Genomic DNA, 19,481 nt, shown 5'->3' on the forward strand with positions numbered 1-19,481 from the left:
GACTCGGTGGACTGAGCCATTTTCATCGTGACGGTGCAGGTCACGGGCGGCGCGGGAGGTCGATGTCCATGTAGGACGAGGCTCCCGGTAAGACAGCAATCGACCAAGATCAGATGCCCCAACCGGGAGCCTCGCTGTGCTGTCTTACCCTGCCGCGATTCCGTTGTCCACCGCCAGCCTGAACCACCTCGCTGCCCTCATCCGAACCCGCCGCCAGCAGCGACGGTCCCGGTGGCGACGCCTCGACCCCGGCCGGCAAGCCCTGCTCGCCCTGGCCCACCTGCGCAATGGCGACACCCTGACCCGCCTGGCCGCCGGATTCGAGATCGGCGTCACGACGGCCTGGCGTTATGTCCGCGAGGCCATCGACCTCCTCGCCGCGACCACCGACGACCTGGCCACGGCCATGACCAGGATCCGGCTGCTCGCCTACGCAATCCTCGACGGCACCCTGATCCCGATCGACCGGGTCGCCAACCAGAAGCCGTACTACTCCGGGAAGCACAAGCGTCACGGAGTGAACGTGCAGGTCATCGCCGACGCGGCCGGGCGTCTCGTCTGGGCCTCGGCCGCGCTGCCCGGCTCGACGCATGATCTGACCGCCGCCCGCACCCACGGCATCATCGACGCCCTGACCAGCGCCGACGTGATGACCTTCGCGGACAAGGGATATCAAGGCGCCAGCGGCAGCGTGCGCACCCCGTTCAAGCGGCGCCGCTTCCGGCCGAAGCTGTCACGCCGGCAGAAGGCCGTCAACCGGGCCCACGCGAAGATCCGCGCCCGTGGCGAACGCGCGATCGCCACACTCAAGACCTGGAAGATCCTGACCAAGCTGCGCTGCTGCCCACACCGAGCGACCGCGATCGTGCAGGCCATCCTCGTCCTGCACCACCTCGAAGCCGACCGCTACCCAAGATGAAAATGGCTCACTGTTCGAACAGCTCTCGGCGCTGACGGGATTTGACCTCGGGCGCGGCCGGGGCGAGCTGGTGGCATTCCACGAGGGGATGTCCCCGCCAGCGTGGCAGCAGTCTCGCCTTCTGAGCGCTGGCGACCGGCCGAGGACAACCGCATAAGATCGCGGATGCATACGGATCCCAACCGCGCTAGGTGCCCAGAATCGAGAAGCGGGTGCCGAAGCCGGCGGGAGCGGCTCGGTCCTAACCTGGTGTGGGGACGGTCTTGACGATCGCCGTTGCCAGGGACGTCGCCTTCTCCTGAGCGATTGCGGTGACGTCGGTGGCGGTACTCAGTTTGGGCGGCCAGAAGGTGAGCGCCTCGACACTGATGAGCAGCGAGCCGTGCGCGAAGATCAGCCGCGCGTTGCCGGGCAGGAACGGCATTCCTTCGGCGCTTTCCGGGTTCACCCGGCTCACCGTCGCCGTGGTCAGCCGCGCGCTCGTCGACCCGATGGTCATCGTGCGTGCGCCCCACCGCGCGGTGGCCATCCCGATGTTGAGCCGGAAATCCTTACTCGGGCAACGTGCGGTGCGCGCCGTACGTGCGGCCGCAGCGGCCGCCGGGGCATCGCGCAGACCGACCACTGTGACGTTCAGTAGGGTTGTCGGGGGCTGGACGTCGACGAAGGTCCCTACGGGGTTGACCTCCAGGCCCGCGCCCCACACCTGATCGAATTCCAACCCGCCCCCGTTCGACCGGTCGGGGTCGGCAATGAGCAGGTCGCAGGGTTCATAGGGCTCGCCGACCTCGATCGTGCGCTCCCGGATGTCGTCGCCGACGTCGGCCCGCTCGACCAGCTGCCGAATCGTCGCCATCAGCGTCTCCTGCTCGGTGGGCGATGCCGACGGTGCCGGATCCACGGAGGGTGTCGGAGGCGGTGGCGGGTCGGCTCGTGTGACGCAGCCGGCAAGGCCCAGTACCACCAGTACGCCGGCGACAAATGTTCCGCCGCGAACCCGGTCAACGATCCTCACGAATCCCCGCTTCCAGTCGGGGTGCAGCATATTGCTCATCACGTCCGGCGTTTGCCCGTGCCGTCCCCGGCGAAGGTTCCGTCATCTGAAGCGCGGGAGAAGCGCGGACCGTCTGTGGTCTGCCGGAGAGGTCAGGAACTCCAGCCGCCCACGCCGCCGCTGCCGGTGTTGCTGCCGTCCGTACGATTCCGATGGTCGTCGAGCCGGCGGCGTGCCTCGGCGGATGCCCGGAGGTCACGTACCTGGCGGCCGTCCAGGCGTGTCTGCCGACGACGACGCAGCAGGCCGACGACGAACACGGCGGCCACGATGACGAGTATGAGGATCACCCAGCGCATGTCGACCTCCCCGGGTCAGATGCCTGCCCCCAGTGTCCGCAGCCGGTCAAGGGCTCGCTTCCGCGCGATCACCGCTGTTGGCGAGACTCGCGGGAGCCGCCGTGTCCGCAGGTGTTGCCACTGGTCCGGCAGAGGGGATCGGCGCGGTCCGAACGGCCAGCCGGTGGTGGTCATCGACGGGCGACGTTTCGGGGTACCGTCGACGGTATGGTGGCCGGGCGAGTTCGCCCGGCCTCTTGAGCTTGGAGCTGGCTATGGCTTCATCCGTCGATCCGCGCTTCGGGGCAGCTCTGCGTGAGTTTCGGGAGCGGCGTGGTCTGTCGCTTCGGTCCTTGGGGCAACTCGCTCATCGGAGCAAGAGCCATCTGCACGAGCTGGAGGCGGGGCTCAAGGCGCCGACGGTCGACACGGGGCGTCATCTGGACCGGATTCTCGACGCCGGGGGTGTGCTCGCCCGTCTGGTCGATGCGCCGATCGATCATGCCGCCGAGGCGGGTGAATTGCGGGCGAGGGTCGCCGCCAGTGATGTCAGCGGCGAGGTGCTCGAACGGATCGAGCAGGGCGTCGACGACCTCGCCAGCTCCTATCCGACGATGGCTCCGGCGGAGCTGTTGCCGCTGGTGCGGCGGCACCTGGCCTATGTGGTGCGGCTGCTGGACGGGCGGGTCACGCTTGCTCAGCAGCGTCGGCTGTTGGTCGCCGGCGGTTGGCTGGCGGCGCTGCGGGCCACCGTTCACATCGACCTGCGGCAGCGCAGTGCGGCGGCTGCTCATCTGCGAGCCGCTCGTGATCTTGCCGAACATGCCGAGCATGCCGAGATCCAGGCGTGGTGCCTGGAGACCCGGGCCTGGGACGTGTTGACGCAAGGCGACTACCGGACGGCACTCGATCTCTCCCGTCAAGCTCAACGGGTCGCGCCGAAAGGCAGCTCTGCCAGGATTCAGGCGACTGCTCAGGAGGCCCGTGCGTGGGCGCGTATCGGTGATGTGGCCGCCACCCGGCGAGCGTTGGACCGGGTGGAGCGGTTGACGGCGAATCTGCCCGTTCCGGAACGGGCCGAGCATCACTACCGCTACGACCCCGCCAAGGCCGCCGCCTATATGGCCACGACGTTGGCGTGGGCCGGTGACCCGGGTGCCGAGCAGATGGCGCGGGCGGTACTGGCCGATCTGGACCCGCACGGCGACGGGGGAGCGCGTCCTCGCCGGTCCGCGTCGGCCCGCCTCGACCTCGGACTTGCCCTGGTAGCCGCCGGTCAGCCGGACGAGGCGGTTGCGCTCGGGGCGCAGGCGGTGGCGTCCGGGCGGGTGGTGCCGTCGAACTGGTGGCGAGCTGCGGAACTGCTCGCGAAGGTTGAGGATCTCGGAGTGCCGGAGGCCGCGATGTTGCGTGACCTGTGCGTCGAGTACGCACCCGCCCGCCGATCAACAGCGGACAGCACACCTGGTTAGCGGACAGTCACCTTCTGGATCGTGGACGCGCGCGGAGTGACGCTGGATCTCCACCGGGCGCGGATCGAGGCACATCAGCAGAAGTCCTCCGTGCCCTCACCATGGAGGGCCGGACAGATGACGGTGCCTATTGGGCTCCTGCGGCGGCTCGTCGGTCGATACCTCCCGTCGTCGGCGGTCTCCGGATTGGGCGAGCGCATCCAGGCGCTGGAGCAGGAGATCGCCCGACGCCGTTTGCTGGACCAGGCGCGAGGCGGGCAACGGTCCCCGGACGGCGATGCCTCGCGGGAGCGCCGCGTCTCGTACGACGCGTACCTGTCCGCCGCCGCGTTGACGTTCGCCCGGCGGCACCGGCCGGTGTGGTGCTGGCGGCGGTGGAGACGGGTCTGCCGGTGCGGCGCTGATCTGCCCTGTCATTCGCGGCACCGGATACCGATCAATCGTGGTCACTGGCCGCAGGGGAGTGACGAGTGACCGGCGGGCCGGAGGAGACGATCCTCGCGGTACACGTCCGAGGACTCGACGGCATGTGTGCCGGCTGCCGAGTGTGGTGGGCGCGGCTCACGCCGTACCCCTGCTGGCAGGTGGAATGGGCGACCAGCCGGCAGGCGCGGGCGGTCACCGCGCGGTTCCTGGAGGGTGCGCGGTGACCACCCACGGCCCGGTCATGCCGGTCTGGAGCTGCGGTGGCTGCGACCTGCCCTGGCCGTGTCCCACGCGGAGACGGGAGCTGCGCGCGGAGTACGCCGGTGCGCCCGTGTCGCTGGCCCTCTACCTCGGCGCCTACCTCGTGCAGGCCTCCGAGGACATGCCGTGGGCGCCTGCCGGCGCGCTGCACCGCCGCTTCGTCGGGTGGACCCGGGAGGCCGGTCCGCGGGGGCGGTGACTGCTCAGCCGCGCCGCTCCCGCAGCCGCCGCCGGAACCGCATCCACTCGGCCGGTACGACGAGGCAGCCCGCCACCGCCGGCGGCACGGTCACCAGGAAGTCCGGCCACCGCCAGATCGGCGCGTCGGCTTCCCGCAGGTGGGTGGGGTGCCGGGGGTCGTAGCGGACCGCTATCACGTCGCCCGCGGCCGGCCGGTGCGCCGGGTTCTCCAGGATCGCCGTCGTGCCCACCGGTCCCGACACGTAGACGACGTTCAGGGACTTGCCGCGCCCCTCGTAGTTGGCGCGCACCACCTGCGCCTCGGCGATCCGGCCCCTGGTCTCCAGCATGCGGTTCTCCCACACCTGCCAGCCGGCGAAGGTCAGGAACAGCCCGGTGAACAGGGACGTGACGAGCAGCCAGAGGCCGGCTGTCAGCACGGTCGCCCCGTCGCCCCGCAGCAGGCCGAGGACGGCCTCCTCGTAGCGCGAGGGGCGGCCGACGTGCCCGGCATCCGCTCCGTCGACAGCCATCCCGCCGCCCCTTCGCTGACTGTCCCAAGATCCCACAGTAGCCAGCCGGTCCAGCCCGGCATCCGGCTGGCGAGGCCGCCCCGGCAATGGCGCGGACGGCGTGTGTGACCGGACGGCCCGTGCGAGGACACCACCCGGCGGGAACGCCAGGACGCCGGAGTCATCGGCGGAGGCGGGCGGAGGCCTCGGCGTCGAGCAGGTCGTTGACCGCCAGCGCCGAGTTGATCAGGGCGAGGTGGCTGAACGCCTGCGGGTAGTTGCCGATCTGCTCACCGGTGGAGGCGATCTCCTCGGCGTAGAGGCCGAGGTGGTTGCTGAAGGTGAACATCTTCTCCAGGGTGAGCCGGGCGTCGTCCAGCCGGCCGGAGCGGGCCAGCGCCTCCACGTACCAGAACGTGCACATGTTGAACGTGCCCTCGTGGCCGGGCAGCCCGTCGGGGGAGTGCATCGGGTCGTACCGGTGGACCAGGCTGTCCGAGACCAGATCCCGCTCGATCGACTCCAGCGTGGACAGCCACAGCGGGTCGCTCGGTGTGACGAACCCGACCGCCGGCATGTAGAGCAGTGCGGCGTCGAGCACGTTCTCGTCGTACGCCTGCACGAAGCTGCCGCGTTCCCGGTGGAAACCGCGGGCCATGACCTGGTTGTAGATCCGGTTGCGTTGCTCGGTCCAGCAGCTCATGTCCCCGGGCCGGCCGGTCCGGTTGGCCAGGCGGATCGCCCGGTCCAGCGCAACCCAGGACATCACCCGGCCGAACGTGTAGTTGCGGGGGTGGTGCCGGCTCTCCCAGATGCCGGCGTCGCGCTTGTCCCAGTTGTGGCAGAGCCAGTCGACCAGGCGCACGGTGCTCTTCCACACCTGGTGCGACACCCGGATGCCCTGCTCGTCGGCGAGGTGCATGGCGTACAGCGCCTCGCCGTGGATGTCGAGCTGGAGCTGGTCGGCGGCACCGTTGCCGATGCGTACCGGCCGGGAGCCCCGGTACCCCTCCAGGTGGTCGAGCACCTCCTCGTGCAGGTCCGAGGAGCCGTCCACCCGGTACATGATCTTCAGTGGATCCTGGTGGTCGCCGGCCTCGCGGATGCGTTCGTCGAGCCAGTCCATGTACCGGCTGACCTCCTCGGTGAACCCGAGGCCGAGCAGGGCGTGCACCGAGAACGAGGTGTCGCGTACCCAGGTGTAGCGGTAGTCCCAGTTGCGGGAGCCGCCGACCAGCTCGGGCAGCGCGGCGGTCGGCGCGGCGATCATCGCGCCGGTCGGCGCGTACGTCATGAGCTTGAGCGTGATGGCGGAGCGCTCGACCATCTCCCGCCAGCGGCCGGTGTAGCGGGAGCGTTCGACCCAGCGCCGCCAGTAGTCCCGGGTCCACTCGAACATGCCCTGGACCTCTTCCGGCGGGATGATCCGGGGTTCCTCACTGCCCGTCTCCAGGATCACCCCGCCGGTGTCGCCCTCGTTGAGCGTGCCGTACGCGATGAGGTCGCCGTCCTCCATCCGGATCTCGCCGGTCTGGGCCCAGAGCTGCCGTACCGGGTCGATCGGGTTGAAGGTGAGCGTCGCCGACGGGCTGCGGAACAGGAAGCCGTTGCGGTGCCGCTCCAGCTCGTGGCTCTGGCGTGCGTAGTCGAACCGGGGCCGGCACTCCACCCGGAAGCGCATGCTGCCGCGCACCATGTTGACCATGCGCACGATGCGGTGCGAGTCGGTGACCCGCTCGCCGGTGACCGGCATGAAGTCCATCACCTCGGCGACGCCGTCCGCGCTGATGAACCGGGTGATCAGGATCGGCGTGCCGGGCAGGTAGAGCTGCTTGGTGACGTACCGGACCTCGTGCGGGGCGATCTGGAAGAAGCCGCCCTTGTCCTTGTCCAGCAGTGCGGCGAAGATGCTCGGCGAGTCGAAGCGCGGCGCGCAGAACCAGTCGATCGTCCCGTCACAGGTCACCAGCGCCGCGGTCTGAAGGTCGCCGATGAGCCCGTGATCCTCGATCGCCGGATAGCCCTTCACGTCGCCCCCCGGTGTCCGCCGCCTCTGCGCTTCAACCTAAGGGAAGAATTGTCAGGTTAGAGGTGATTCCTGGTCACCCACCCTCCCGCGCGTTGCGCCGCGCCTCGACCGCCCGGCGGGTCTCCTCGTTCACCAGGTCCGCGTTGATCATCGCCGCGGTCCGGGCGCCCGCCGCCGCGGCGGCCCCGACCTGCGCCGACAGGTCGGTCACGTTGCCCGCGACCCACACCCCCGGCACATCGGTACGCCCCGACTCGTCGGCCGCCAGGTACTCGCCCATCCCGCTGGGGTGCGGTTGCGGGCGCAGGCCCAGTCCGGCCAGGAACCCGGTGCGCGCCACCATCCGGGGCGCGACGGTCAGCACCTCGCGGTCGACCGTGCGGCCGTCGCGCAGACGTACCCCGGTCAGCCGGTCCCCGTCCACCTCGACCGCCGCGACCTCGCCCTCGACCACCGGCACGTCGCGTGCGGCGAGCTGCTCGGCCTGCTCGTCGGTGACCGGCGGCGCGGTGTGCCGCAGGTAGACCACGTCGTCGCTCCACTGCCGGAACAGCAGCGTCTGGTGCACCGACATCGGGCCGCTGCCGATCACCCCGATCGGCCGCTCGCGCACCTCCCAGCCGTGGCAGTACGGGCAGTGCACCACGTCCCGCCCCCAGCGCTCGCGCAGGCCGGGCACCTCGGGCAGTTCGTCGACCAGGCCGGTGGCGACCAGCACGTGGCCGGCGCGTACCCGGCGGCCGTCGGCGAGCGCCACCTCGAACCCGGTGCCGTCGCGGTCCACCGTCTCGACCCGGCCCCCGGTCAGGTGCCCGCCGTAGCGGTGCACCTCGTCCCGGCCGCGCGCCAGCAGCTCGGCCGGCGGCACGCCGTCGTGCCCCAGCAGGGCGTGCACGCCGTCGGCGGGCGCGTTGCGCGGCTCGCCCCCGTCCACCACCAGCACCGACCGGCGTGCCCGGGCCAGTATCAGCCCGCCGCTGAGTCCGGCCGCGCCGCCGCCGATCACCAGTACCTCGTAGTCCTCGCGTAGCTCGGTCATCGTGACCACCTCCGCGGCCAGCCTGCGTCCGGGTCCGGCAAAACTGCAAACTCTGTTGCTGATGTGGCAAACTGGCGGGCATGGACGACGACCTCGACCAGGCCCTCGACGCGGTGGGCCCCCGGCTGCGCGCGCTGCGCCGCGAGCGGGAGACCACCCTCACCGATCTCTCCGCCGCCACCGGCATCTCGGTGAGCACGCTGTCCCGGCTCGAGTCCGGCGGTCGTAAGCCCACGCTGGAGCTGCTGCTCCCGCTGGCCCGCGCGCACGGCGTCACGCTCGACGAACTGGTCGGCGCCCCACCGACCGGCGACCCCCGCATCCACCTGCGGCCGGTCGCCGCGTACGGGATGACCATGCTGCCGCTCACCCGCCGGGCCGGCGGCATCCAGGCGTACAAGCTGATCATCCCGGCCGGCGGCCGGTCCGAGCCCGAGCCGAAGACCCACGAGGGGTACGAGTGGGTCTACGTGCTCAACGGGCGGCTGCGGCTCGTGCTCGGCGAGCACGACCTGGTGCTCGAACCCGGTGAGGCGGCCGAGTTCGACACCCGCGTACCGCACTGGTTCGGCCGCGCCGACAGCGAGGGGGTGGAGTTCCTCAGCCTCTTCGGCAGCCAGGGCGAACGCGCCCACCTGCGCGCCCGCCCCCGCGCGTCCCGCTGAGACCGGCGCGGGCGGTAAACGCACCCGCGGCGGCGCCGGCGGCGCGACGATCGGCAGGTGACCTATGCGGACGTCGGCGGGCTGCGGATCTGGTACGAGGAGCACGGCACCGGCAAGCCGCTGGTCCTGCTGCACGGCGGATACGGGTCGGTGGAGACGTTCGCGCCGGTCCGGCAGGCGCTGGCCGCGCGCCGCCGGCTGATCGCCGTCGACCTGCGGGGCCACGGCCGCACCGGCGGTCTGGACCGGCCGCTGCGGTACGAGTCGATGGCCGACGACGTCGCCGGGCTGCTGTGTCACCTCGGCCTGCCGCGCGCAGACGTGCTCGGCTACTCGCTCGGCGGCGGGGTGGCCCTGCGTACCGCGATCCAGCACCCCGCCCTGGTCCGCCGCCTGGTGCTCGTCTCCACGCCGTTCCGGCGGCGCGGCTGGTACCCGGAGACACTGGCCGCGATGTCCGCCCACGACGAGCGCGCCGCCGAACGCATGCGCGGCACCCCGCCGTACGAGCGGTACGCGCGGGTCGCGCCCCGCCCGCAGGACTGGCCCGTGCTCTGGGCCCGCAGCGGGGAACTGCTGCGGCGGGACTACGACTGGTCGGCGGAGGTGGCCGCGCTGCCGATGCCGGTGCTGCTGGTCTTCGCCGACGCGGACGAGATCCCGGTGAGCCATGTGGCGGAGTTCTTCGGCCTGGTGGGCGGCGGCCACCGGGACGCGGGCGGCGACGGCGCCGGCCGTCCCGCGTCCCGGCTCGCGGTGCTGCCCGGGCTCACCCACTACGACGTGGTGGCCTCGCCGGCGCTGCCGGCGGCGGTGCTGCCGTTCCTCACCCATCCGGCGCGCGCCCCCGGCTGACTCACCCCACGAGCGCCGGGGCGTCGGCGCGCTCCGTCGTGCGGGGGCGCAGCAGCGCGTACGCGAGCACGACGGCGACCACCACGAGCCCCGCGCCGACCGTGAACGCCGCGTGGAAGCCGCTGGTCAGCGCCGCGGCCCGGTCGTCGCCGAGCGAGACCCGGTCCGCGGTACGGGCGGCGGCCAGCGTGGACAGCACCGCGACGCCGAACGCCATGCCGAGCTGCTGGGTGGTGTTGAACAGCCCGGAGGCGAGACCGGCGTCCTCGGCGCGGGCGGCGGACATGCCGAGCGCGGTGAGGGCCGGCAGCACCAGCCCGAACCCGCCGGCGAGCAGCATCACCGGGAGCACGTCGCGCAGGTACCGGCCGTCCACCGGCACCCGGGCCAGCAGCGTGAACATGGCGGCGAGCAGCACGAGTCCGGCGATCAGCACGGCCCGCTCGCCGAAGCGGGCGTTGAGCCGGGCCGAGACGCCGAGCGACACCGTGCCGATGACGACAGCGGCCGGGAGCAGCGCCAGCCCGGTGCGCGTGGCGCCGTAGCCGAGCACCTGCTGGAGGTAGAGCGTGACGAGCACCTGGAACGCGAACGTCGCGGCCACGGTGAGGATCTGGACCACGTTCGCCACGGCGACGCCGCGCGAGCGCAGGAGCCGCAGCGGCATGAGCGGGCGGCGCGCGGTGGCCTGCCGGACCACGAAACCGGCGACGAGCGCGGCGGCGAGCGCGCCCAGGCCGAGCGTGTGCGCCGACGTCGCCCCGTACCGCTCGATCGTGACCACCGTGTAGATGCCCAGCACGAGACCGGCGGTGACCAGCAGCGCGCCTGCCACGTCGGCTCCGGCGGCCAGGCCCAGACCCCGGTCCGCGGGCAGCGTGCGGACCGCGAGCGCGATCGTGGCCAGGCCGATCGGCAGGTTGATCAGGAAGATCCAGTGCCAGCCCAGCGCGTCGGTGAGCAGGCCGCCGGCGACCTGGCCGATGGCCGCCCCGGCCGCGCCGGTGAAGGCGAACACGGCGAACGCCCGCGCCCGTTCGGCGGTGCCGGGAAAGAGCGTGACCAGGATGCCGAGGCTCACCGCTGTGGCCGCCGCGCTGCCGACGCCCTGGAGGAAGCGGGCCGCGACGAGCGTGGCGCTGTTCTCCGCGAGCCCGGCCAGCGCCGACGCGGCGGTGAACAGCGCGGTGCCGCCGAGGAACATCGCCCGGCGCCCGATCAGGTCACCGAGCCGGCCGGCGAGCAGGAGCAGGCTGCCGAACGCGATCAGGTACGCGTTGACCACCCAGCTCAGGCCGGCCGGGGAGAAGCGCAGGTCGCGCTGGATGGCCGGCATCGCCACGGTGACGATGCTGCCGTCGAGGATGGTCATCAGGGCGCCGGTGGCGAGCACGCCGAGGGCGAGCCGGCGGGAACGGGGAGCGGACATGGAGTCCTCCTGTCGAGAGGTGCGACAGGAGAGACCGTAACGGACAGTTCCGTTACAGACAATCTATTGAGGGACTATTGGCGGGCCCGGCGCGCCGGCTTCGGGCTCTGCACCGGCGTGGCCAGGTGGCCGCCGGCCAAGCGCCGCAGCGCGCGCAGGAAGACCTCCCGCTCGTCCTCCGGCAGGCTCGCGAGCGCCTCGGCGTGCACCCGGTCGACGATCTCCTGGCTGCGCGCGGCGACCCGGGCACCCTCCTCGGTCACCGCGATGATCCGAGCCCGCCGGTCGGTACGCGCCGGACGCCGTTCGGCCAGCCCGGCCCGCTCCAGCGCGTCCACCGTCACCACCATCGTCGTCTTGTCCATGTCGCCCATCTCGGCGAGCTGGATCTGCGTACGCTCCTCGGGCAGCGCGTGCGCGAGCACGCAGTGCATCCGGGCGGTCAGCCCGATCTCGGCCAGCGCCGCCGCCACCCGGGTACGCAACACGTGGCTGGTGTGGTCGAGTAGGTACGACAGGTCCGGGGTGCTCATCCGCCCAGCGTACCGACGATTCCGTGGCGGATGATCCGGCTCGGACCCGGTCCGGACCCGGATACGATCTTGTGAGATGTCGTCGGCGAGAGAGGTTGGGTGCGGTGAGCGACGAGCACGGCAGGCAAGTGATGGTGGGTTACGACGGGTCTCCGGCCGCCAGCGCCGCCATCGAGGCGGGCGCGCTGCTGATCCCCGGCGCGCACGCGTGGATCGGGCATCTGTGGACGCCCCCGTTCGCCAGCGAGGAACTGCGCAAGCGGCTCTGGACCGGCACCCGCGACATCAACATGTTCGTCGAGGCGATCGAGCGCGAGGGCGCCCGGGAGGCCCACCGGATGACCTCCGTCGGCGTGATGCTGGCCCGCGCCGCCGGCTGGGACGCCGAGCCGCTCGTGTGCCGCAGCTACGGCGGCGAAGGGCTCCGCCTCGCCGAACTGGCCGACGAGAAGCAGGCCGACGTGCTGCTGCTCGGCTCGCGGGGTCTCGGCGGCGCCCGCGCGGTGCTCGGCAGCGTCTCCGACATGGCCGTGCACTACAGCCCCCGTCCCGTGCTGGTCGTGCCGCACCCGCTGCTGACCGACGAGTACGACGCGCTCGCCGCCGGACCGGTGGTGGTCGGCTGGGACGCCTCGGCCGGATCCGAGGCCGCGCTCGCCGCCACCGGTCGCCTCTTCCCCGAGCGGGAGATCGTCCTGGTCGCCGTCGACGGCGACGAGGGGGACACGCCGGAGACGGTCGACGGGCGGCCGGTGACCACAGTGCGCGTACGCGCGGGCGGCGGCGCTCCCGGCCGCGCGGTGGCCGACGCGCTCTCCGCCGTCGCCGCCGAGCGCAAGGCGAGCCTGATCGTGGTCGGCTCGCGCGGCCGGACGGCCGTCCGCAAGATCCTGCTCGGCAGCGTCGCCATGGCCACGCTGCACCGCGCCCACCGGCCGGTGATGGTGGTGCCGCATAGCCCGGTCCGCGAAGCCGAGTAGCGGTCACTCGAACGTCACGGGTGCCTCCCGGGCCGGGAGGCACCCGTGACGTTCCACCCGCGTCACCGATGCCCGCGGCGCAGCCTCCGGTACGCCGCCAGGCCGCCGAGCGCCAGCGCCACCAGGCCTGCCCCCCACCACACCCGGCCGCCCGGGCCCGACGGCGGATCGGCCTCGCGGACCCGGCCGGCGCGGACCACCGAGTCCGCCACGTCGACGGCGAGCACCTGGTCCGGCGCGGTGAGCACCGTGACCGGCGCGGTGGCGCCCGGCGTCAGGGCCAGGACCCGGATCGACCGCACGTTGCCGTACGCGGTCCGCTGGTCCATCGCCAGCCCGTCGGCGTACCAGCTCGGCGCGCTCGGCTCCGGCCGGTACGCGACCACCCACGCGGTCCCGTCCGGCAGCCAGCCGAGCAGCCGGACCGTCGTCACGCCCGAGACGGCGGCCAGCGGGGGCGCGGGCAGCTCCCGGCCGTCGGTGTCGACCCGGCGCAGCTGCCACCGGTCGGCGGCCACCTCGTGCCCGACCAGCGCCAGCGAGCCGTCCGGCAGCCAGGCCCCCTTGCCGGCCAGCGCGGTGTCGGGCGGCAGCGGGAACGAGGAGAGCTGCCGCCCGTCCGGGCTGCTCACGAGCACCTTCGTGCCGACCTGGAAGGCCAGCCGCGACCCGTCGGCGGCGAACGCCACCGGCGAGCCGAATCCCGGCACCTGTGTGGTCTCCAGCAGCCGGACCGCCCGGCCGGTGTCCAGCCGCACCAGGCTGAGCGTGTTGACGTACGAGCTGCCCTCCGGATTCGCCTGTGTGGTGTCCACGATCACCAGCGCCGACCCGTCCGGCGCCCACCCGGCCGGCGCCGTCCCCGCACTGCCCGGCCGAGGGCTGGGCAACCGCCGGACCGTGCCGCCGGCCAGATCGATCACGTTCACGCCGGGGCTGGTGGGCGACCCGTTCGGCACCGCGAGGAACCGTCCGTCCGGGGAGAGCAGCGCCCCCTCCCCGGCCGGCACCTCGAAGCCCACCGTCCACGTCCGGTACCGGTCCGCGTCCGCCCCGACGATGCCCACGGTGCCGTTCTCGTCGAACAGGCCGGTCAGCCCTCGCGCCTGCCCGCTGAACACCACCGACGCCGGGCCGAGCGCGGGCCGGTCGGTGGCCCGCAACGCGCCGAACGGCGGCAGCCCGAGCCGGTCCGGCAGCGCCGCCCCGCCCGAGCCCGCCGGCGCGGTCCGGCCGTCCCCGCGTACCGTCAGCGGCACGGCCGCCACCAGCGCCAGCACCGCCGTGACCGCCGCGGCGGCCCGCCACCGCGTGCGCCGCGCGGTCCGCACCGCCCGGTCGTGCACCGGGTACGCGGGCACCTCGGCCGCCGCCTCCCGCAACGCCTCCCGCAGCCGTACGCTCACCGCTCGCTCCTCTCCGGCGTTCGCTCCAGAAGGTCGGGGACCAGGTCCCGGAGGCGGCGTACGGCGTCGTGCCCGTGCCGCTTCACAGTGCCCACCGAGCAGCCGAGCACCTCGGCCACCTGCGCCTCGGTCAGATCCTCGTAGTACCGCAGCACCACCACGGCCCGCTGCCGCGCGGTGAGCCGCCGCAGTGCCGCCACCACGCTCAGCCGCAGCGCCGTGTCGTCGGTGTGGTCGCCGCCGCCGCGCTCGGCCGGCGTCGCGTCCAGCCGTTCGGCCACCCGCCGGCGGCGCCACCAGGAGACCTGCTGGTGGTACATGACCCGGCGCACGTACGCCTCCGGATCCCCCTCCCGGATCCGCCGCCAGTGGCGGTAGCTGCGGGCCAGCGCGCTCTGCAACAGATCCTCGGCGAGCTGGTGATCGCCGGTCAGCAGGTACGCGGTCCGCGACAACGCGGGTGACCGCTGCACCACGAACTCGCGGAACGACTCCGACATGCCCACCCCCTCACCGCAATGAACGCCGGTCGGGCCCTCGATGGTTGAGACGGCCGTCCCGGCGGCGGGCGCTGGCACCCGTCGATGTGCGGGAACTATCCTCGGGCCACAAGCCAGTCGCCATCCGACGGAGTGGTCGATGCTGAAAGGTCTGGCAGCAGACCGGCACGCGCAGGGGGACAGCCGCAGGGCCAACCTCGGCGCGCTGCTTCGGCGTGTCCACCTGACCGGTCCGGTCACGCGCGTCGAGCTGGCCGACTGGATGGGCGTCAACCGCAGCACGGTCATGGCACTCACGGCGGAACTGGCGGCGGCCGGCCTGGTGCGGGAGATGACGGCAGGCGGCAGCGGGCGGGCCGGGCGTCCCTCCCGTGTGGTGCGTCCCGCCTCCGACACCGTCTACGTCCTCGCGTTCGACATCGCCGTGGACCGGCTCGTGGCGGCCCGCGTCGGGCTCGGCGGTGTGGTGTCGGCGCGGCTGGAGGCGGAGCGGCCACGGGCCGGGGCCGACCTCGACTCCGTGGTCTCGGTGCTCGCCGACTTCGGGCGGGCGCTGCACCACGCCGCGCCAACCGGGTCGGTGTGCGTCGGCGTGGGCGCCTCCTACTGCGGGATGATCCGTCCCGGCGACGGGATGGTCCGGTTCGGACCGGACATGGGGTGGGTGGACCAGGCGTTCGGCGCCGAGCTGGCCGGGCGGCTGGACCTGGGCCTGCCGGTCCTGGTCGGCAACGAGGCGCACCTCGGGGCGCTGGCCGAGCATCAGCGTGGTGCCGGTGTCGGCGTGCAGAACCTGGTCTACCTGCACGGTGACGTCGGTGTCGGTGGCGGGATCATCGTGGGCGGGGAACTGCTCGACGGCGACGGCGGGTACGCCTCCGAGGTCGGGCACATGCTGGTGAACCCGTACCAGGGGCGGGCCTGTGGCTGCGGCTCCCGCGGGTGCCTGGAGGCCGAGGTCGGCGAGCGGGCGCTGCTCGACGTCGCGGGCCGCCCGGCGCAGGAGAAGGGGCGCGAGGCGGTACGGGCTGTGGTCGCCGCCGCCGGGCGCGGAGAACCGGCCGCGCAGGACGCGCTGCGGCACATCGGTGACTGGCTGGGCATCGGCGTGGCGAACGTGATCAACCTGTTCAACCCCGGCGTGGTGATTTTCGGGGGCACGCTCAGCGAGGTCTTCCCGGTCTGCGCCAGTCACGTCCGCAGCCGGATCGCCGCCAACGTGCTGCCCATCTCCCGCGACAAGGCCCGGCTGCGGGTCTCCGCGCTCGGCTACGACGCGACCCTGATCGGCGCCGCCGAACTGGGCTTCTCACCCTTGTTCGCCGACCCCCTGGGCGTCCCCGCCGCCGGGTGAGCCCGCGCCGTCCCTGAGCGCGTTGATCTTGCAGTTCCGGCCCTGGCAAAGTGCGCCAAAGGGGCATCCCGGGGGCCGGAACTGCAAGATCCCCGGGGCCGGGGCCGGGGCCCGGGCCGGGCCGGGCCGGGTCAGGGGGTCAGGCGGTGGGTCAGCCAGGGGAGCAGGGACTCGCCCTGCAGGCGCTGGAACGCCCGCACCGTCGGGATGCCCGGTGGCGGTGGCTGGCGGGCGCCGTCGAGGAAGAACCCGGTGAACCCGGCCAGCACTCCGGTCAGGTCGGCCGGGTCCACGTCGGCGGTCAGCGCCCGGCCGGCCAGCAGCGCGTCGGGGTCGTGTCCGCCGTACACCTGCACGTTGACGACGGTGAGCAGCGTGTCCAGCCAGGCCGGCCCGCGGCACGCCCACGGCCAGTCGACGACGGTGACCGATCCGTCCGGGCCGAGCAGGAGGTTGTCGGCGCGCACGTCGACGTGGCAGAGCGTGTCGCCGACGAGCGCGGCCAGCCCCCGGTCGGCGGCGGCGCACAGTTCGGACAGGTGGGACCGGGCCCACGGGTCGAGGCCGGCCGGCGGGTCGGCGGCGAGACGCCGCCAGCCGCCGAAGTCGTGGGCGAGCCGTCCGGCGGCGGTGGGGGTGGTCGCGGCGGCGGGCGCCGGGGTGAGCGCGGCGGCCATCGTCTCCAGTGTGGACAGCACGGCGTTCAGCTCGCCGGCCCGCCACGGGGTGACCGGGTGCCGGCCGTCCACGTCGGCGAAGACGAGCGCGATCCAGTGCCCGTCGTCGTAACTGCCGAGCAGCCGGGGTGCGGGCGCGTCCGGCGGCAGGGCGGCGGCGATGCGGGCCTCGGCGCGGTGCAGGTCGGGGCTGCGGTCGTTCTGTGCCGGGCTGACCGCCTTGACGAAGGCCCGGCCACCACCGGCGGTACGGACGCGGTCGGCGGTGCCGGGGGAGAAGCCGCCCGGCTGCGACACCGCCGCCACCACCCGGTCGCCGAGGACGGCCTCGACGCCGTCGCGTACGTGCCCGGGAAGTTCGTGCCAGTGCAGCCGGGTCTTCGTCACGCTCCCACGGTGCGTGCCGCCCGCGGTCCGGGGCAACCGGGTTAACCGTTGCGCGTGTAGTGCAGGACGACCACGCCGGCCTCGAACGGGCGCGCCGAGGTGAGCGTGAGCCGGCGCGGATCGAAGCCGCTGTCGACGAGCTTGATACCGCTGCCGGCGACCACCGGGTTGAGCTTGACCACCAGCTCGTCGATCTCGTCGAGGAGCCGGCCGGCGAGCTGCCCGCCGCCGCAGAGCCAGATGTCGCGCCCGGGGCGGGTCTTCAGCTCGCGGACGAGGGCCACCGGGTCACCGTCGACGACGTTCACGTCCGGGTAGTCGGCCGGGGGGAGCGAGCGGCTGAACACGTACTGCTCCAGGTGGGCGTACGGGCTGGTGACGCCGATCTTCAGGCCCGGCTCGTAGGTGCCGCGGCCCATCAGCACGGTGTCGAAGCGGCCGGTGGGCGGGGAGTTGACGCCGAGCTGGGCGTGGGCGAACGTGGGCAGCGTCTGGGGCCACTCGGCCACCAGGTGGGGCGCCAGGTCGGGCGTCAGCGGGAGGAAGTCGAACGTCCCGTCGGGCGCGGCGATGAAGCCGTCGAGGGTGCTGGCGACGAAGTACACGAGCTTGCGCAAACCGGCTCCGATGTCCGAGGTGATCCACGACGGCTGTCGTGGTTCGGCGACGAATGTACAACATCTGTCGTGGTTGTTGCTAGTGTGTTCGCGTGGCCAGGAATCCGGAACGCCGTACCCTGCTCGCCGACGCCGGGCTGCGGGTGCTCGCCGACGCGGGCGCGCGGGGGCTGACCCACCGTGCGGTCGACGCCGAGGCGGGCGTGCCCACCGGCACCACCTCGAACTACTTCCCGTCCCGCGCGGCGCTGCTCGCCGGCCTGGCCGAACGGATCTTCGACCGGATCGCGCCCGACCCGGCCGTGCTCGCCGACCTCGGCCGCCGCGAGCCGTCACTCGCGCTGATGACCGACTACCTGCGCGACATCGTCGCGCGCACCACACGCGAGCCGGGCCTCACCCGGGCGCTGTTCGAGCTGCGGCTGGAGGCCGCGCGCCGCCCGGAGCTGCGGGCCGCGCTCGGCGGCGTGCTGCGCCTGGGGTACGCCGACGACGTCGCCCACCACGTCGCCGCCGGACTGCCCGGCGGCGCGTACGAGGTGGCGTTGCTGCACTACGCGGTCGACGGGCTCCTGCTCGACCTGCTCACCACCTCGATCGACGCCGGGTTCGACACCGATCAGGTGGTCTCCGACCTCGTCTCCCGTCTGGTCGGTGACGCCACCGGCTGAGGGTCCTCGCCCCTCCCGGCGCACGTTAAGCGGGGGCGGCCAGCGGGAACGCTGGCGCGGACGCCCCTGGAAGGAGCAACGGATGAGGGAACGCACCGGACTGACCATCGGCGTGCTCGGCTCCTACGGCGGTCGCAACCTGGGCGACGAGGCGATCCTCACGGGTCTGCTGGACGATCTGCGCCGGCACGAGCCCGACGCCCGGATCATCGTCTTCTCCCGCAACCCGGCGCACACCACGCTGGCCCACCCCGAGGTCGAGGCGGTGCCGTGGGAGGGCGTCAGCCGGGTCGACTCGTCCCCGGTGCTCAACCAGCTCGACCTGCTCATCCTCGGCGGCGGCGGGATCCTCTACGACAAGGAGGCCCGGCGTTACCTGCGGGTGGTCCGGGTCGCCCAGGAGCGGGGGCTGCCGCTGCTCACGTACGCGGTCGGGGCCGGGCCGCTCACCGACACGCTGGACAGCGGCATGGTGCGCGAGACGCTGGCGCAGGCCGTCGAGGTGACGGTCCGCGACCAGGAGTCGCGGATGGTGCTGGAGGAGGCCGGCCTGGTGAACCCGATCACCGTCACCGCCGACCCGGCGTTCCTGCTCGAACCGGAGGAGTTCCCCCAGCAGTGGCTGCGCGAGGAGGGCGTACCGGCCGGATCCCGGCTGGTCGGGCTCAGCGTGCGCGAGCCGGGCCGGGCGGCCGAGCGGCTGGACGTGGACGGCTACCACCGCCTGCTCGCCCAGATCGGTGACTTCCTGGTGCACCGGATCGACGCGTACGTGTTGTTCGTGCCGATGGAGCGCGACGACATCCGGCACTCGCACGGCGTGCTGTCGCACATGACCGCCGCCGACCGGGGCCGGATCCTGCACGGCGACTACCGTCCGGCGCAGGTCCTCGGGCTGATGCGCCACTTCGACCTCGCGGTCGGCATGCGGCTGCACTTCCTGATCTTCGCGGCCATGATGGGCACGCCGTTCCTGCCGCTGCCGTACGCCGGGAAGGTCTTCGACCTGGCCCAGCGGCTCGGTGTGCCGGCGCTGCGCGGCGTGGAACGCGAGGTGGAGGGCCCGTTGCTGGCCGAGGTGGACCGGTTGTGGGACGAGCGGGCGGCGCGGGCCGACGCGACCGCGCGCCGGGTCGCGGAGGTCTGCGAGCAGGCGCGCGGCACCTCACATGTGACCCGCGGCGTGCTGGACAGCATCCGGGCCCGCACGCTGACGCCGGCGGTGTGAGCCGGGCCG

Annotated in this window: 20 protein-coding genes and 1 pseudogene; 10 read left to right on the forward strand and 11 right to left on the reverse strand. The window is 72.9% G+C overall.

The window, feature by feature from the left end; all coding sequences use genetic code 11:
• Positions 1–136: 136 nt before the first annotated feature.
• Positions 137–919: a transposase family protein gene (locus ABIH81_RS15905; protein WP_349875739.1), complete on the forward strand. Its 783-nt coding sequence runs from the start codon at positions 137–139 to the stop codon at positions 917–919.
• Positions 920–1,160: 241 nt separating this feature from the next.
• Here ABIH81_RS15905 and ABIH81_RS15910 read toward each other — a convergent pair whose 3' ends face one another.
• A complete protein-coding gene (locus tag ABIH81_RS15910; protein WP_349875740.1) occupies positions 1,161–1,775 on the reverse strand; it encodes a hypothetical protein in 615 nt (204 codons plus the stop codon).
• A 290-nt stretch (positions 1,776–2,065) separates the two neighbouring features.
• Complete coding sequence (locus ABIH81_RS15915; protein ID WP_349875741.1) at positions 2,066–2,272, reverse strand: hypothetical protein; 207 nt, start codon at positions 2,270–2,272, stop codon at positions 2,066–2,068.
• A 254-nt stretch (positions 2,273–2,526) separates the two neighbouring features.
• Between ABIH81_RS15915 and ABIH81_RS15920 the strand changes: the two genes are divergently transcribed.
• From ABIH81_RS15920 to ABIH81_RS15930, 3 genes and pseudogenes are all read left to right on the forward strand, one after another.
• Positions 2,527–3,723: a helix-turn-helix transcriptional regulator gene (locus tag ABIH81_RS15920; RefSeq protein WP_349875742.1), complete on the forward strand. Its 1,197-nt coding sequence runs from the start codon at positions 2,527–2,529 to the stop codon at positions 3,721–3,723.
• Between the two features lie 470 nt (positions 3,724–4,193).
• On the forward strand, positions 4,194–4,373 hold the full coding sequence (locus ABIH81_RS15925) for a hypothetical protein (protein ID WP_128138069.1): 180 nt from the start codon (positions 4,194–4,196) through the stop codon (positions 4,371–4,373).
• Positions 4,370–4,588, forward strand: a pseudogene (locus ABIH81_RS15930) (hypothetical protein); the annotation flags it as partial. The gene ABIH81_RS15925 and the pseudogene ABIH81_RS15930, both read left to right, overlap by 4 nt.
• 25 nt (positions 4,589–4,613) lie before the next feature.
• On the opposite strand, the gene ABIH81_RS15935 reads toward ABIH81_RS15930, so the two are convergent.
• From ABIH81_RS15935 to ABIH81_RS15945, 3 genes are all read right to left on the reverse strand, one after another.
• Complete coding sequence (locus tag ABIH81_RS15935; protein ID WP_349875743.1) at positions 4,614–5,123, reverse strand: DUF3592 domain-containing protein; 510 nt, start codon at positions 5,121–5,123, stop codon at positions 4,614–4,616.
• Between the two features lie 160 nt (positions 5,124–5,283).
• Entirely contained in the window at positions 5,284–7,131 is a 1,848-nt protein-coding gene (locus ABIH81_RS15940) for a glycoside hydrolase family 15 protein (protein ID WP_349875744.1), read from the reverse strand.
• A 73-nt stretch (positions 7,132–7,204) separates the two neighbouring features.
• The gene (locus ABIH81_RS15945) at positions 7,205–8,170 is read right to left on the reverse strand and encodes an NAD(P)/FAD-dependent oxidoreductase (RefSeq protein ID WP_349875745.1); all 966 of its coding nucleotides are present in this window, start codon (positions 8,168–8,170) and stop codon (positions 7,205–7,207) included.
• Positions 8,171–8,250: 80 nt separating this feature from the next.
• On the opposite strand from ABIH81_RS15945, the gene ABIH81_RS15950 reads away from it, so the two are divergent.
• Both ABIH81_RS15950 and ABIH81_RS15955 read left to right on the forward strand, forming a co-directional pair.
• Positions 8,251–8,835, forward strand: a complete 585-nt coding sequence (locus ABIH81_RS15950; protein ID WP_349875746.1) for an XRE family transcriptional regulator — start codon at positions 8,251–8,253, stop codon at positions 8,833–8,835.
• Positions 8,836–8,892: 57 nt separating this feature from the next.
• Positions 8,893–9,690, forward strand: a complete 798-nt coding sequence (locus tag ABIH81_RS15955; RefSeq protein WP_349875747.1) for an alpha/beta fold hydrolase — start codon at positions 8,893–8,895, stop codon at positions 9,688–9,690.
• Position 9,691: 1 nt separating this feature from the next.
• Here ABIH81_RS15955 and ABIH81_RS15960 read toward each other — a convergent pair whose 3' ends face one another.
• Both ABIH81_RS15960 and ABIH81_RS15965 read right to left on the reverse strand, forming a co-directional pair.
• Positions 9,692–11,119: an MFS transporter gene (locus ABIH81_RS15960; RefSeq protein WP_349875748.1), complete on the reverse strand. Its 1,428-nt coding sequence runs from the start codon at positions 11,117–11,119 to the stop codon at positions 9,692–9,694.
• Positions 11,120–11,193: 74 nt separating this feature from the next.
• The gene (locus ABIH81_RS15965; RefSeq protein WP_302907533.1) at positions 11,194–11,652 is read right to left on the reverse strand and encodes a MarR family winged helix-turn-helix transcriptional regulator; all 459 of its coding nucleotides are present in this window, start codon (positions 11,650–11,652) and stop codon (positions 11,194–11,196) included.
• A gap of 131 nt (positions 11,653–11,783) precedes the next feature.
• On the opposite strand from ABIH81_RS15965, the gene ABIH81_RS15970 reads away from it, so the two are divergent.
• Positions 11,784–12,632 carry a universal stress protein gene (locus ABIH81_RS15970; RefSeq protein ID WP_349881120.1) on the forward strand — a complete coding sequence of 283 codons (849 nt, stop codon included), beginning with the start codon at positions 11,784–11,786 and terminating at the stop codon, positions 12,630–12,632.
• A 62-nt stretch (positions 12,633–12,694) separates the two neighbouring features.
• On the opposite strand, the gene ABIH81_RS15975 is transcribed toward ABIH81_RS15970, so the two are convergent.
• On the reverse strand, positions 12,695–14,038 hold the full coding sequence (locus ABIH81_RS15975) for a hypothetical protein (RefSeq protein ID WP_349875749.1): 1,344 nt from the start codon (positions 14,036–14,038) through the stop codon (positions 12,695–12,697).
• The gene (locus ABIH81_RS15980) at positions 14,035–14,538 is read right to left on the reverse strand and encodes a SigE family RNA polymerase sigma factor (RefSeq protein ID WP_349875750.1); all 504 of its coding nucleotides are present in this window, start codon (positions 14,536–14,538) and stop codon (positions 14,035–14,037) included. Before ABIH81_RS15980 ends, ABIH81_RS15975 begins: the two co-directional genes overlap by 4 nt.
• Positions 14,539–14,677: 139 nt before the next feature.
• Here ABIH81_RS15980 and ABIH81_RS15985 point away from each other — a divergent pair, with 139 nt between their 5' ends.
• Entirely contained in the window at positions 14,678–15,892 is a 1,215-nt protein-coding gene (locus ABIH81_RS15985; RefSeq protein WP_349875751.1) for an ROK family transcriptional regulator, read from the forward strand.
• A 131-nt stretch (positions 15,893–16,023) separates the two neighbouring features.
• On the opposite strand, the gene ABIH81_RS15990 is transcribed toward ABIH81_RS15985, so the two are convergent.
• Positions 16,024–16,956: a phosphotransferase gene (locus ABIH81_RS15990; protein WP_349875752.1), complete on the reverse strand. Its 933-nt coding sequence runs from the start codon at positions 16,954–16,956 to the stop codon at positions 16,024–16,026.
• 41 nt (positions 16,957–16,997) lie between these two features.
• Positions 16,998–17,573: a dihydrofolate reductase family protein gene (locus tag ABIH81_RS15995; protein ID WP_349875753.1), complete on the reverse strand. Its 576-nt coding sequence runs from the start codon at positions 17,571–17,573 to the stop codon at positions 16,998–17,000.
• Between the two features lie 92 nt (positions 17,574–17,665).
• Between ABIH81_RS15995 and ABIH81_RS16000 the strand changes: the two genes are divergently transcribed.
• Positions 17,666–18,244 (forward strand): TetR family transcriptional regulator, encoded by a 579-nt coding sequence (locus ABIH81_RS16000; RefSeq protein WP_349875754.1) that lies wholly within the window; start codon positions 17,666–17,668, stop codon positions 18,242–18,244.
• Positions 18,245–18,326: 82 nt separating this feature from the next.
• Positions 18,327–19,472 (forward strand): polysaccharide pyruvyl transferase family protein, encoded by a 1,146-nt coding sequence (locus tag ABIH81_RS16005; RefSeq protein WP_349875755.1) that lies wholly within the window; start codon positions 18,327–18,329, stop codon positions 19,470–19,472.
• The last annotated feature ends 9 nt before the right edge of the window (positions 19,473–19,481 follow it).

The sequence above is a fragment of the Micromonospora sp. HUAS YX12 genome, assembly GCF_040215685.1.
Taxonomy (GTDB): Bacteria; Actinomycetota; Actinomycetes; order Mycobacteriales; family Micromonosporaceae; genus Micromonospora; species Micromonospora tulbaghiae.

Coding starts and splice junctions, on each gene's coding strand:
- ABIH81_RS15920 (WP_349875742.1), top strand. CDS start 2,527: ATGGCTTCATCCGTCGATCCGCGCTTCGGGGCAGCTCTGCGTGAGTTT.
- ABIH81_RS15935 (WP_349875743.1), bottom strand. CDS start 5,123: ATGGCTGTCGACGGAGCGGATGCCGGGCACGTCGGCCGCCCCTCGCGC.
- ABIH81_RS15970 (WP_349881120.1), top strand. CDS start 11,784: ATGGTGGGTTACGACGGGTCTCCGGCCGCCAGCGCCGCCATCGAGGCG.
- ABIH81_RS15945 (WP_349875745.1), bottom strand. CDS start 8,170: ATGACCGAGCTACGCGAGGACTACGAGGTACTGGTGATCGGCGGCGGC.
- ABIH81_RS15950 (WP_349875746.1), top strand. CDS start 8,251: ATGGACGACGACCTCGACCAGGCCCTCGACGCGGTGGGCCCCCGGCTG.
- ABIH81_RS16005 (WP_349875755.1), top strand. CDS start 18,327: ATGAGGGAACGCACCGGACTGACCATCGGCGTGCTCGGCTCCTACGGC.
- ABIH81_RS15915 (WP_349875741.1), bottom strand. CDS start 2,272: ATGCGCTGGGTGATCCTCATACTCGTCATCGTGGCCGCCGTGTTCGTC.
- ABIH81_RS15960 (WP_349875748.1), bottom strand. CDS start 11,119: ATGTCCGCTCCCCGTTCCCGCCGGCTCGCCCTCGGCGTGCTCGCCACC.
- ABIH81_RS15980 (WP_349875750.1), bottom strand. CDS start 14,538: ATGTCGGAGTCGTTCCGCGAGTTCGTGGTGCAGCGGTCACCCGCGTTG.
- ABIH81_RS15910 (WP_349875740.1), bottom strand. CDS start 1,775: ATGGCGACGATTCGGCAGCTGGTCGAGCGGGCCGACGTCGGCGACGAC.
- ABIH81_RS15965 (WP_302907533.1), bottom strand. CDS start 11,652: ATGAGCACCCCGGACCTGTCGTACCTACTCGACCACACCAGCCACGTG.
- ABIH81_RS15985 (WP_349875751.1), top strand. CDS start 14,678: ATGCTGAAAGGTCTGGCAGCAGACCGGCACGCGCAGGGGGACAGCCGC.